This is a genomic window from Sporosarcina sp. A2, assembly GCF_050858885.1.
GTDB lineage: Bacteria > Bacillota > Bacilli > Bacillales_A > Planococcaceae > Sporosarcina.
This window is the reverse complement of record NZ_CP193898.1, coordinates 1,220,756-1,234,696: the sequence shown is the minus strand read 5'-3', so window position 1 is coordinate 1,234,696 and position 13,941 is coordinate 1,220,756. Positions and strand designations below refer to the sequence as shown.

General features: G+C 42.6%; 10 protein-coding genes. All 10 read right to left on the bottom strand.

The genetic code is table 11. The features are described 5' to 3' along the window. Positions 1 to 29: 29 nt before the first annotated feature. Positions 30 to 2,189, bottom strand: a complete 2,160-nt coding sequence (gene scpA / locus ACRPI0_RS06010) for a methylmalonyl-CoA mutase (protein WP_432355393.1) — start codon at positions 2,187 to 2,189, stop codon at positions 30 to 32. Further along, on the bottom strand, positions 2,186 to 3,856 hold the full coding sequence (locus ACRPI0_RS06005) for a methylmalonyl-CoA mutase family protein (protein WP_432355392.1): 1,671 nt from the start codon (positions 3,854 to 3,856) through the stop codon (positions 2,186 to 2,188). The genes scpA and ACRPI0_RS06005 overlap by 4 nt, the downstream gene beginning before the upstream one ends. Positions 3,857 to 3,970: 114 nt before the next feature. Continuing rightward, entirely contained in the window at positions 3,971 to 5,284 is a 1,314-nt protein-coding gene (locus ACRPI0_RS06000; RefSeq protein WP_432355391.1) for a dihydrolipoamide acetyltransferase family protein, read from the bottom strand. Positions 5,285 to 5,305: 21 nt separating this feature from the next. Beyond that, complete coding sequence (locus tag ACRPI0_RS05995) at positions 5,306 to 6,289, bottom strand: alpha-ketoacid dehydrogenase subunit beta (protein ID WP_432355390.1); 984 nt, start codon at positions 6,287 to 6,289, stop codon at positions 5,306 to 5,308. Further along, positions 6,289 to 7,296: a thiamine pyrophosphate-dependent dehydrogenase E1 component subunit alpha gene (locus ACRPI0_RS05990; RefSeq protein WP_432355389.1), complete on the bottom strand. Its 1,008-nt coding sequence runs from the start codon at positions 7,294 to 7,296 to the stop codon at positions 6,289 to 6,291. The genes ACRPI0_RS05995 and ACRPI0_RS05990 overlap by 1 nt, the downstream gene beginning before the upstream one ends. A 16-nt stretch (positions 7,297 to 7,312) precedes the next feature. Next, positions 7,313 to 8,740 (bottom strand): dihydrolipoyl dehydrogenase, encoded by a 1,428-nt coding sequence (lpdA, locus tag ACRPI0_RS05985; protein ID WP_432355388.1) that lies wholly within the window; start codon positions 8,738 to 8,740, stop codon positions 7,313 to 7,315. Continuing rightward, positions 8,724 to 9,854 carry a butyrate kinase gene (gene buk / locus ACRPI0_RS05980; protein WP_432355387.1) on the bottom strand — a complete coding sequence of 377 codons (1,131 nt, stop codon included), beginning with the start codon at positions 9,852 to 9,854 and terminating at the stop codon, positions 8,724 to 8,726. The genes lpdA and buk overlap by 17 nt, the downstream gene beginning before the upstream one ends. A gap of 38 nt (positions 9,855 to 9,892) precedes the next feature. Next, on the bottom strand, positions 9,893 to 10,990 hold the full coding sequence (locus ACRPI0_RS05975) for a Leu/Phe/Val dehydrogenase (protein ID WP_432355386.1): 1,098 nt from the start codon (positions 10,988 to 10,990) through the stop codon (positions 9,893 to 9,895). A 23-nt stretch (positions 10,991 to 11,013) separates the two neighbouring features. Next, a complete protein-coding gene (locus ACRPI0_RS05970; protein WP_432355385.1) occupies positions 11,014 to 11,925 on the bottom strand; it encodes a bifunctional enoyl-CoA hydratase/phosphate acetyltransferase in 912 nt (303 codons plus the stop codon). A gap of 19 nt (positions 11,926 to 11,944) precedes the next feature. Next, on the bottom strand, positions 11,945 to 13,933 hold the full coding sequence (locus tag ACRPI0_RS05965; RefSeq protein ID WP_432355384.1) for a sigma 54-interacting transcriptional regulator: 1,989 nt from the start codon (positions 13,931 to 13,933) through the stop codon (positions 11,945 to 11,947). Between the last annotated feature and the right edge of the window lie 8 nt (positions 13,934 to 13,941).

Sequence of the window (13,941 nt, the reverse complement as noted above, 5' to 3'; positions counted from 1 at the left end):
TTCTTTCTGCTCCTCTCCATCACGTTGGTTCACTCCATCACTTCCTCGTATCCAAGTTGACGATAAATCTCTTCAATTACTTTTTGTGCAGCGACAGGGATTACAGTTCCTGGACCAAATATTGCGGCCGCCCCATTCTCACGAAGGAATTCATAATCTTGCGCAGGAATTACACCTCCGACTATGACTAGAATGTCTGGTCTTCCAATCGTCGCGAGTTCTGCCCGTAGTGCTGGAACGAGTGTTTTATGACCTGCTGCAAGAGAACTTACACCAATGACATGCACATCATTTTCCACGGCTTGTAACGCTGTTTCTTCAGGTGTTTGGAATAGAGGGCCGATGTCAACGTCAAAACCAAGGTCAGCGAAAGACGAAGCGATTACTTTTGCGCCTCGGTCATGTCCATCTTGCCCCATTTTTGCGACTAAAATTCGTGGACGACGACCTTCATTTTCAAGAAACTCGTCGGTCATAGACTTCACTTCATCGATTTCTTCCGTGTTTGAGAAGTTTTGACTATAAACACCGCTGACTGATCGAATGATGGCTTTGTGTCTGCCAGAAACTTCCTCAATCGCGTCTGAGATTTCCCCTATTGTTGCCCGTAATCTAGCTGCGTTTACAGCAAGATTAAGTAGATTGCCTGTTCCAAGTTTAGCGCTTTCGGTAATTTCGAGAAGAGCTTGCTTGACCGACTCATCATCACGCTCTTCTTTCATGCGAAGGATTCGGTCGATTTGCTTTTGACGAACTAGCGTATTATCTATATCTAAAATATCAATCGGTTCTTCTTGATCTAACCGATACTTGTTGACGCCAACAATCGTTTCGCTTTTTGAATCGATTTTCGCTTGGCGTTTAGCAGCTGCTTCTTCGATTTTCATTTTCGGAAGACCGGTTTCGATCGCTTTCGCCATTCCACCTAATTCTTCAATCTCCTCAATCAATTCCCATGCTTTTTCAATAAGATCATTCGTTAGCGACTCGACGTAATACGAACCACCCCAAGGATCAATGGTTTTCGTCATCATAGTCTCTTCTTGTAAGAACAGTTGCGTATTTCTCGCAATTCTCGCAGAGAAATCTGTCGGTAATGCAATTGCTTCGTCTAACGCGTTCGTATGCAATGACTGTGTATGCCCCATTGCAGCAGCATTTGCTTCAATTAATGTGCGCGTTACATTGTTAAATGGATCTTGTTCTGTCAAACTCCATCCTGACGTTTGCGAATGCGTTCTAAGTGCTAGTGACTTCGAGTTCTTGGGTTCAAACGTTTTCATCATTTTCGCCCAAATAATCCGAGCAGCGCGCATTTTAGCTATTTCCATGAAATAATTCATGCCAATTGCCCAGAAAAACGATAATCTTGGAGCAAATGAGTCAATATCGATTCCGGCCTTCAGTCCTGTCCGCACATACTCCAGTCCGTCCGCGAGCGTGTAAGCCAATTCGATGTCTGCTGTCGCACCCGCTTCTTGCATATGATAACCAGATATAGAAATTGAGTTGAATTTCGGCATATACTTTGACGTATAGTCAAAAATATCCGCGATGATACGCATCGACATTTCAGGAGGGAAAATGTACGTATTCCGAACCATGTATTCTTTTAGAATGTCATTTTGAATTGTTCCAGCAAGCTGTTCCGGTGAAACTCCTTGTTCTTCGGCAGCCACAATATAAAACGCCATAATTGGGAGAACCGCTCCGTTCATCGTCATCGACACAGACATCTGATCAAGTGGAATCCCGTCGAACAAAATCTTCATATCTTCAACCGAGTCAATTGCTACTCCCGCTTTACCAACGTCCCCTGTTACACGTGGATGGTCGGAGTCATAGCCTCGATGCGTTGCCAAGTCAAATGCGACCGACAATCCCTTTTGACCCATCGCTAGGTTCCGACGGTAAAAGGCATTACTTTCTTCAGCAGTAGAGAATCCTGCATATTGTCGAACCGTCCAAGGACGCGCGACATACATCGTGGGATAAGGACCTCTGGTATTAGGTGCAATCCCTGGAAAGTCCCCAAGATGATTCAGTTTATCAATGTCTTGAGCTGTATAAAGAGGTTTTACGTCAATGCCTTCATTTGTTAGGAACGTCTCTGCACCGTCTTTACGAAAGGGTTCTTCGAGTTGTGCATCACGATTCACATTCACTTTGCTAAAATCTGGCTTTTTCATACGGTAGCACCTCCTTTACATCTATCGAGAACTTGAGTTATTTTTTGGATGCGATTTTGACCATTATAAACAAACCCGTCAAGTCCCCGAGCTTTCCAATCCTCAGTAAGTTCTTCACTTACTTGACCTGCTACATCCAACAAAACACCTATCGGCTTTTTTGAACTAACTTCACCAGCGACTTGTTCCGTCATTTCTTTGTCAGCACATAGAATTACGTAATCTGGTTTTTCAACAGTCATCCAATCGATAGCTGATTGTGTATCTTCAAATGCTGGACTATGTGTTGCACTTAAGCCAGCAGTCGCAAGAAAACCAGCTGCGAAATCCGCACGTGGCTTATAGGATTTCAAACTACCAAACACAAGCAGTCGTATATCGATTGGTTGGTTTGCAGCTCGTTTCCTAAGTTCTTCAAATGGATAAGCTGGGCGTCCCTTGCCGTTTATAACGGCATCTCCATCAACAAATTGACTTGATGCGTCTGCATAGACACTTGTTCCAATGAGTGATGTCTTTCCTGTAGCTGTCTTATTTTTCCGTTCTTCTGCAAGCACGTGCAGTTGATCTGATTGTAAAAATGCTTGAGTACCGCCACTCTCAACTAATTCAAGGAAACGTTGCCATGCGTTTCGAACGAGTTCCTCTGTCAGTTGTTCAATGAAATATGAACCGCCTGCAGGATCGGCGATTTTATCAGCATGAGATTCTTCTCGTATAATTAGTTGTACATTTCGAGCGTAGCGAAGAGATTGTGATGTCTCTCCAATCAATTCGTTATACGGATAAACCGTTAGCCAGTCAGTACCTCCAAGAACCGCTGAAAACGCACTATTACCAGCTCTAAGTAAATTCACATACGGATCAATTTTTGAAAAAGAGCGTAATGAAGTCACGCCAAGGATTGGGACAGCAATCCGTTCTTGGGAATCATATGCACTACAGAATAGCTCCCACAATGTACGGAACGCTCTAAATTTTGAGATTTCCATAAAGAAATGAGTATCTGCAGGGAATCTGAAAAAGACTTCTTCAGAAAACTCTTCAAAGGAAGTGTATTTCGTTGCAAGTTCTGCAGCGCGTGTCAGTGCAAAAGCTAATTCTGTAACGCTATCAGCACCGTTCATATGAATGGATTCCAGGTCAATCCCTTCAGACCTAACGTTTCGATAATCAGCGGATAACTCATATTCTGTTGCTAGTAGCAATCCTGAAACTTGATGTCGATCTATAAGCTGAATTCGGTCAAAAACAGTTAACACACGGTCATCTGAAGTGATATGGATGAATGTAATCGGATGAAGCAGCATTAGTTCCGCAAGTCCTTCAATAGAAGCATCACCCCACTCTATCGGCATGCGTCCATCTAGATAAATTGCTTCATTCCCTTTTTCAAGACTGTCTTTCATTGATGTTAGCCAGTCACATCCCGTGTTACCAAATGAAGGTTGTGCAATCGTCCATTTACGTTTTGTAGGTCGAACATTTTCAGATTTACGATTTTGATTTGTATACAGTGGATTTAATGTAATTCCTTCTGCGGTCTCGGTTTTTAACGAATCTAGCGTTTTTCCTTTCAACGAACGTTCCGCTACTTCTACCCATTCTTCATGATTTGGAAGCTGAAATTGTTGTTCCATCATTTTATGTATGTCTGAATTACTCACTTGAATCCCTCCCTTAAATTACTAGTTAACTCCAGTGTACCTAAAACATTCCTCTTTGAAAAGACAACCCCCACGTCCATTCTTTCTATGGCCGAGGGGGTTGCGATGTCTAGCTTAGTAGACGGATGTTGTTTCAGGTGATACATTTTCTAGTATTTGTTTCACTCGAGCTAAGAAATGTCCAGCAACAAGTCCGTCTAATACACGGTGATCCAATGATAGACATAAGTTAACCATGTCTCGTACACCGATCATTCCGTTGTCCATAACAACAGGACGTTTCACGATGGACTCTACTTGCAAAATTGCTGCTTGTGGATGATTAATGATTCCCATTGACTGAACAGAACCAAATGATCCAGTGTTATTGACAGTAAATGTACCGCCTTGCATTTCAGATGACTTCAGCTTGCCGGAACGAACTTTTCCTGCAAGTTCTGTAATTTCACGGCCAATGCCTTTAATTGTTTTTTCGTCTGCTTGCTGGATAACAGGGACATACAATGCATCGTCTGTCGCTACAGCAATTGAAATGTTGATGTCTTTCTTCTGAACGATTTTATCGCCTGCCCACATTGAATTCATCATTGGGAATTCTTTCAATGCTTGAGAAACGGCCTTCACGAAGAATGCGAAATACGTTATGTTAAATCCTTCTTTTTGCTTGAATTCAACTTTTAATGAATCGCGATATTTCACCATTTCAGTAACGTCAACTTCAATCATCGTCCACGCATGCGGTGCTTCGTGTTTCGACTTCAACATGTTATTGGCAATAGCCCGTCGAACTCCTGTAACTGGAATTTCAATATCGCCAGGTGCAACAGGTACATTTGTCGTTCCTTGTGCAGGAGCACTTGCTATGGGCGCTACTGGTGCAGATTGCTGAACAGCTGCTTGAGTTGAAGCTTCAGTTGCTGCTGATGTCGGTTGTGGTTTTACACCACTATCTATAATCGCTTGGATATCTTTACGAGTAATACGTCCGTCCCGACCTGAGCCATCTACATCTGATAGATTGATGTCGTGGTCTTGAGATAGACGAAGGACTGCTGGAGAGTACCGTCCAGCTGCTGCCCCTTTTTCTTTCTTTACAGGACTCTTAGGCTTCTCAGAACCTTCGGCTGGCATTTCATTAGCCGGTTCGCTCTTAGCAGGTGCCGCTTCAGCAGGCTCACTACTTCCACCTTCAGTTTCCATCGTACATACCACTTCACCAACTGCGACTGTTTGACCTTCTTGTACAAGGATTTCTTTTATCGTCCCTGTGAAAGATGAAGGCACCTCAGCTGTTACTTTATCTGTATTCACTTCTGCAAGTGAATCATACTTTTCTACATGATCACCTGGCTTCACAAGCCACTTTTCAATCGTACCTTCTGTTACACTCTCACCGAGTTGAGGCATTTTTATTGATTCAATTGCCACAAGATTCCCCTCCGTTCATAATTAAAATTCAGCTAAGTCTCGCGCAGCTTTTTCTACTTTGTCCGGATTCACCATAAAGAATTTCTCCATTGTTGGTGCATATGGCATCGCAGGAATATCTGGTCCAGCTAAACGCTGTATGGGAGCATCCAAATCGAAAAGACAGTGTTCAGAAATAATCGCAGCAACCTCACTTATGATGCTACCTTCTTTATTGTCTTCTGTTACAAGAAGAACTTTACCAGTCTTCTTAGCCGCTTCAATGATTGACTCTTTATCCAATGGATAAATCGTTCTTAAATCAAGGATATGTGCTGAAATCCCGTCTTCAGCAAGACGTTCTGCAGCCTGTAAAGCAAAGTGGACACAAAGACCATAAGTGATGATTGTAATGTCTTCACCTTCACGTTTGACGTCCGCTTTTCCGATTTCAATGACATATTCCTCTTCAGGAACTTCGCCTTTTATTAACCGATACGCACGTTTATGTTCAAAAAACAGAACCGGATCGTCGTCACGGATTGCCGCCTTCAACAAACCTTTTGCATCGTATGGAGTCGATGGAATTACTATTTTAAGACCTGGAGTTCCTGCAAACATCGATTCAACAGACTGTGAATGATAGAGCGCACCGTGGACGCCACCGCCGAATGGAGCACGTACAACAAGTGGACAAGACCAATCATTATTAGAACGGTAACGAATTTTTGCAGCTTCCGAAACAATCTGGTTAACAGCTGGCATGATGAAATCTGCAAACTGCATTTCAGCAATTGGGCGCATACCGTACATTGCTGCACCAATAGCAACACCCGCAATTGCTGACTCTGCTAGAGGAGTATCGAGCGCACGGTACTCTCCGTATTTGTCATAGAGACCTGTTGTCGCTTTGAAGACTCCGCCTTTACGACCAACGTCTTCACCTAATACGAAAACATTTTCGTCACGTTCCATTTCTTCTGCCATAGCACTTGTAATTGCATCGATATATGAAATGACCGCCATCAGTCGTTCCCTCCTTGTTCCGCATAAACGTGACGAAGTGCATATTCTGCTTCAGCATATGGTGCAGCCTCAGCGTAGTCTGTCGCTTCGTTCACTTGCTTCATAATGCGCTCTTCAATCTCAGTATTCAACTCTTCTGTAAGCACGTTAAGTTCTTTCAAATAATTTGCAAACTGAGGGATCGGATCAAGTTTACGCTCAGCTTCTAATTCTTCAGCATCCCGGTACAATCTATGATCATCGTCAGAAGAGTGAGCCGTTAATCGATAACAAACTGCTTCGACAAGACTTGGTCCGTCTCCTCGTCGTGCTCGATCTGCAGCTTCTTTTACGACTTTATAAACTGCTAATGGATCTGTGCCATCAACTGTAGTCCCAGGCATACCATATCCAATTGCACGATCCGCAACGTTTTCACAAGCAAGTTGTTTTTCTACAGGGACCGAAATTGCATACTTGTTGTTTTCTACCATAACAACTGTCGGTAATTTGTGTACTCCTGCAAAGTTCATGCCTTCGTGGAAATCTCCTTGGTTAGATGAACCTTCACCAAGCGTCGTAAATGTGATGAAGTCTTCGCCTTTAATCTTTGCTGCAAGCGCAACACCAACTGCATGTGGAAGTTGTGTCGTAACCGGTGAAGATCCTGTTAAGATACGATTCTTGCGCTGTCCGAAGTGACCTGGCATTTGACGTCCACCTGAGTTGGGATCTTCTGCTTTTGCAAATGCAGACAACATCAAATCTTTTGGTGTCATTCCGAAATGTAAAACAACGCCCATGTCACGATAATAAGGTGCAGTCCAGTCTTTGTCTTTGTCGAGCGCATAAGCTGCCCCTACTTGAGCTGCCTCTTGACCTTGACAAGAAATTACAAATGGGATTTTACCAGCGCGGTTAAGTAACCACATACGCTCATCTATTTTTCGTGCCATTAACATTGTTTCATAGATTTGTAGTACATCATCATTCGTGAGCCCAAGCTCTTCGTGGCGATTTGTTGACATCAGTGTTTCCCCCTTTTTACATGTGAATTGCTTTACCGTCTACAGCTAATGCCGCTTCACCAATTACTTCAGAAAGTGATGGATGTGGATGAATGGTATCTGCAATTTCCCATGGTGTTGCGTCCAAGACCATCGCTAGACCTGCTTCAGAAATCATATCTGTAACACCCGCACCAATCATATGCACTCCAAGAATATCGTCCGTTTTTTCATCGGCAACAATTTTCACAAAGCCATCCGCTTTACCATTTACAAGCGCTTTACCGACAGCTTGGAATGGAAACTTACCAATCTTAACAGTAAAGCCTCGATCTTTAGCTTGTTTTTCGGTAATTCCTACACTTGCTGCTTCAGGACTTGAGTAGATACAACGAGAAATTTTTTCATAATCCATTGGTTCTGGAGTTTGGTTAGCAATGTGTTCAATTGCAGCAATTCCTTCGTGAGAAGCAACATGTGCTAATTGAAGACCACCAATACAATCACCAATCGCATAAATATGACTTTCTTTTGTTTGGAAAGTAGGACGAGTCTTAATGTATCCTTTTTCTATTTCAATTTCTGTATTGTCGATTCCAATGCCTTCAGTGTTAGCTTGGCGACCGACAGAAACTAATACCTTCTCCGCTGTGAACGACTCTGTTGAATCTCCGATCTCAGCTGAAATCGTCACACTGTCAGTAGATTTCTCTACTGTTTCAGGAAGCACTTTTGCACCTGTCACAAAATTTATGCCTTTTTTCTCAAGCAGTTTTTTCATTTCTTTAGAAATATCTTCGTCTTCTGTAGGAAGAATCCGATCTGCGTATTCAATTACAGTAATGTCCACTCCGAAATCATTGAGCATAGAAGCCCACTCAATTCCGATGACTCCACCACCGATGATTAGCATAGAAGATGGCAATGAATCAAGCGATAGTGCACCGTCTGAAGAAAGAATCTGCTGTTCATCTAACTCGAGGCCTGGCAATGTTCTAGGACGTGATCCTGTTGCTAAGACTAAGTTTTTCAAGATGAGCATCTCATTTTCTTCTCCGTTATTCATTTCGACTGAAATGGTTCCAGGCATTGGAGAGAAGATAGAAGGTCCAAGCATTCTGCCAGTTCCTTCATAGACGTCGATTTTCCCTTTTTTCATAAGTCCTTGGACGCCTTTATAGAGCTGATCAACAATCGACTGTTTACGAGCTTGAACAGCTGAGAAATTTAGCGTAACGCCTTCAGTTTCTACACCAAAACTCTGCGCTTTCTCTTTCGTAAGCTGATAAACTTCAGCACTTTTCAATAATGCTTTGCTAGGAATACATCCTTTATGTAAGCACGTACCACCTAACTTACCTTTTTCAACGAGTGCTGTTTTCAAACCGAGCTGAGCAGAACGAATAGCAGCTACATATCCACCAGTTCCACCACCAAGAATTACAACATCATACTCTTGTGCCATTAAGTTCAGCCTCCATTTCTATGTTTGTCTGTCGTGATGGATATACTTTTGCTTCTTCTTCACCGGTAAGAACACGGATTGCCCCTTCCGCAAGAGCCTGCAATTCGTCTTCCCCCGGAAAAACTACGACATTAGCTATCCAGTCTACATACGATTGAATTTCCTGTGTAAATCCTTTTCCATATGCAAGTCCACCCGTTAAGATGATTGCATCTACTCTTCCTTGTAGTACTGCTGCAGCACTGCCAATTTCTTTAGCAACCTGGTACGCCATGGCGCTATAGATTTCTTTTGCACGCTCATCACCTGATTCGATTCGCTGTTCAACTTGGACCGCATCATTTGTTCCAAGGTAACCTGTCATACCACCTTTGCCGACAAGCATCTCCATAATTTCCTGACGGTAGTATTTACCCGAAAAACAAATTTCCACTAAATCCCCTGCAGGTACCGTTCCAGCTCTTTCAGGACTAAAAGGACCGTCCCCATGCAGACCGTTATTGACATCAATAACGTTCCCATGATGATGGACGCCAACAGTAATCCCACCGCCCATATGGGTCACAATCAGATTTAACTCTTCATACTTTTTACCAGTATGTGAAGCATATCTACGTGCTACCGCTTTTTGGTTCAGCGCGTGAAAAATTGAATGACGCTGCAATAAGTTAAAGCCAGATACCCGAGCGACAGGTTGAAGTTCATCTACAACAACAGGATCGACAATATAAGCTGGAATCTTTGTATGAGCAGCTATTTCATTGGCAAGGATTCCGCCTAAATTCGAAGCATGCTGTCCTGAGAATCCTTTTTGGAGATCATTGAGCATTGCATCATTTACTGCATATGTGCCACCAGCGATGGGACGCAGTAAACCACCGCGTCCACACACTGCTGATAATGAAGAGAGTTCAATATCATGTTTCTTTAATTCTTCTACAATCATCGACTTTCGAAACTCATACTGCGCAGTGATAGAAGAAAACTGTGCTAGTTGTTCAGTAGAATGACGCAATGTCTCTTCCATGACGAGTTGATCATTATCGAACACACCAATTTTTGTAGAGGTAGAGCCTGGGTTTATCGTTAAAATTCTAGCAACAGAAGGGTGCACAAACTTCCTCTCCTTTCAAAGCACAGCTCAAAAGTTGCTTATCGACGATTGGAAAGTACGCTTTTCTCACTTTGCAAGAACGTATTACGTGCTTTTGAAACGCGTTCGATACGTTCTTCAGCCAAACGATCTGCAGCAACGTATGAAGGTATGTTATCACGCTTAGAAATTGCAAAGATCTTCTCGATTGTTTCATAGATTGTGTTGACTTTTCGTAGTGCACGTTCACGATTATAGCCATCCAACTCATCCGCCACGTTAATAACGCCACCTGAGTTAATAACGTAATCTGGTGCGTAAACAATTCCCATTTCGTGAATCTTGTCTCCGTGTTCAGGATTCTTCAACTGGTTGTTTGCAGAACCTGCAATAACTTTTGCTTTCAATTGTGGGATTGTATCATCATTGATGACCGCTCCAAGCGCACATGGTGAGAAGATATCTGCGTCTACGCTATAGATATCATTGATGCCAACAGCTGTTGCTCCAAAGTTGTCAACTGCACGTTGAACTGCTTCTTCGTTGATGTCTGTAACAATCAATTTCGCGCCTTCTTCGTGAAGGTACTCGCACATTGTATAAGCGACGTTACCGACACCTTGAACTGCGATTGTCTTGCCTTTAAGTGAATCATCACCGAACGCTTCTTTTGCTGCTGCTTTCATCCCAACAAAAACACCTAGAGCAGTAACTGGAGATGGATTACCTGAAGAACCAAATTCTGCAGAAACACCTGTTACGTAATTTGTTTCAAGGTGAATTAGGTCCATATCTTCTTCAGTTGTACCAACATCTTCTGCTGTTATGTAACGGCCGTTCAGTCCTTCAATGAAGCGACCGAATGCACGGAACATTTCATCGTTCTTATCCGTTTTAGGGTTACCCATAATAACTGCTTTACCGCCACCTAGGTTTAAGCCAGCTGCAGCATTTTTGTATGTCATTCCACGTGCCAAACGAAGAGCATCTTCAATTGCTTCTTCTTCACTGTTATATGTCCACATACGAGTTCCACCAAGTGCAGGTCCCAGAGTTGTATCGTGAATTGCGATGAATGCTTTAAGTCCAGTTGTTTTGTCTTGGCAGATCACCAATTGTTCGTAGTCATAAGTTTCCATGTATTTGATAATTTCCATTTGTAATTCCTCCAGTTAATCGATTAGTTATTGCTTACTAATAATGCAAGTGCTAATGAGTGAAGTTTCGTCTCCGCACTATCTGCACGTGACGTCACAACAATCGGCGCGGAAGCACCTTGGATGATTCCGCCTACTTTCGCACGAGCGAAGTAGGTTAACGATTTGTAGAGAATATTCCCTGCCTCTAAATTTGGCGCGATTAAAATATCGGCTTTTCCTGCTGCAGGTCCAGAAAGCCCTTTATGGTGAGCGGCTTCTGGTGAAATGGCATTATCTAGAGCCATAGGGCCTTCGACAATACAATTTTCCAACTGTCCTCGCTGATTCATCATCGTCAAGGAAGCTGCATCCAGTGTGGCTTGCATCGCAGGGTTTACGGCCTCAACTGCGGCAAGAGGAACTACCACTGGCATATTGACACCACAAGCACGAGCAACAGTAACAGCATTTTCTATGATTTGCACTTTCACTTGTAGATCGGGTGTAATGTTCATCGCTGAATCGGAAATGAAAAATAACTTATCAAATCCAGGTATTTCAAATGCGGCAACGTGTGAAAGGACATTGCCCGTTCGAAGTCCTACTTCTTTTTGAAGTGCGGCTTTCATCAAGGTTGCTGTTGGAAGGTTCCCTTTCATTAGTACCTGGGCACTACCTGTAGAAACTGCTTCGACAGCTAATTGTGCAGCTTCTTGAATTCCTTTACTGTCAATAAGCTCAATATCAGGATGATTGACTAGTTGAGGATATTTCATAGAAATGGTTTCAATTAATAATTCTTTATCGTCAAACAGTTTAAACGTTGCAAGGCCTCGCGACACGGCAAGATTAACAGATTCCAATACATCGGTGTCTGCAGCACACGCAACTGCTGTGCACGGCCTGTCCGATAAAGCAGCCGCTTGATTCACTAGTTCGGACAATGTTTGCATTCTGCCACCTCTATTTTCGTCAAATCAATTTATATTTCTCTAACTTGTAATATAACGATCGAAGCGAAATACCGAGTCGATCTGCAGTCACTACTTTTTGACCGTTATGCTCTTTTAATGATGTTTCTAGCAATAGCTTTTCATGATCTTCCATGAGAGAGGCTAATGTTCGCTCTTCAGGAAGTGCAGATTCATTGGATTGTTCACTTCGTGAAGAAAGAGCTCGTGTTATGTCTTCTTCATCCAGTTCATGAGTTCCAGATTCCGATAAAATCATTGCACGGCTTAAAACGTTTTCCAATTCTCGAACATTTCCCGGCCAGTGCTGCGCCTGAAGTTTCTGCATCGCTTTCGAAGTCACAGTATGGATGGTCATCCCGAATTCCTGATTAAGCATCGCAAGAAGCACATCGGTCATTAAAGGAATATCTTCCGTCCGTGTTCGTAATGGCGGAATCCGGATAGAAATTCTTGTCAAAAGATAGTATAAGTCCTCTGAGAGAATCCCCTCGTGAAAGGCACGTTCTAAACTCGCAGCAGATGACGCTATTATTCGCATCCCAATTTGCCGTGGTAGACCTGCTGCCATAATACTTCCTGAACGAAGATATTCTAGTAATCTCATTTGGACGTCTAATTTCAACTCTGTAATTTCATCTAAAAACAACGTACCTGAAATCGCTTTAGCTTTGCTAGTAGAATGAATCAAAGCCATCTCGATAGAATCTACGGTAAGTGATGCGCACGATACCCGGATAAAATCTCCCTCATGCCGTCTGCTACCTGTATGAATGGCATGTGCGAAAAGCTCTTTACCACTGCCAGGTTCACCACGAAGCATAATTGGGATATCTGAAGCCGCTGCAATCTTAGCTTGTTCAACTGCTATTAGCAAGTCTTCGTTAGTACCTATAATATCGTCAAATGTATACGTCGATTCTAACTCACGAATCATTGCTTTTGCATGATCCAATTGTTTCATCAAACTTCTCATTTCAGTGATGTCGTGAATAACACCGACACTACCTTTGACTTGTTGATCCACGATGATTGGGGCTACGTTGACAATTACATCACGATTATTTTCACCAATCTGCATCGTGACGCCTCTAACAGGTCGTTTCGTTTCGAGAACTTTCATATGAATGCTCTCACCGGAACTGATATCGACGGTGGCTGGTTGTCCAATGACTTCCTTTTCCGTCAAGCCAGTCAGCCGGGTATAAGCTGGATTCACGAGTATACCGAGACCATCCGAGTCTACAACGGAAATGGCATCATCACTTGAGTGAATAATCGCTTCCAGCATTGTTTTCACTCGTTTTAAATCTGTGATTTCCTCTGCTGTACGAATTACGCCGGTCACATCTTTAAACACAGCGAACGCACCAGCAATTCTGCCGTCAGGCATCATGAGTGGATATCTTGAACTTATAATATCCAATCCGTTTGTTAATTGAAGTTCAATATCTAATTCTGTAATGCCACTTTGCAAGACATTTTGTAATCCGGAAGATGGAATAATTGATAAAATCGGATTGCCGAGTACTTTTCCAACAGGGATTTTGAGCATTTTGGAAGCGCTATCATTAAATAGATTAATGGTCCCCTTTTCGTCAATACCTACCATCCCCTCTTCTACCGAGTTAAAAATGGATTGGTAGGTCACTATATCGGTTTGATATGCCTGTACTTCGCTTACTACCTTTTCAAGTAGCTGAACGATCAATTGACTCACGGGTTGCGTGATTACTTTTATATGTGGATAGCTATCTGTATACGTTATTGGAGTAATTCCAGAAAAATCGAGAACGAGCTGTACCTTATTTGAAAGAAATTCTTCAGGATCTATTCCATAAGGAACATCGCTTTGTTGCACATGCAAATTTGTGTTCTCTTGTTTTGTACGATTCGCAATACCGATGATTTGATAGGTATTGAACTGTTCAAGACGCTGTAATACGTGGATGCTATGTTCGTCCGCATCGACAATCAATACGTTTTGCAAAGATGTTC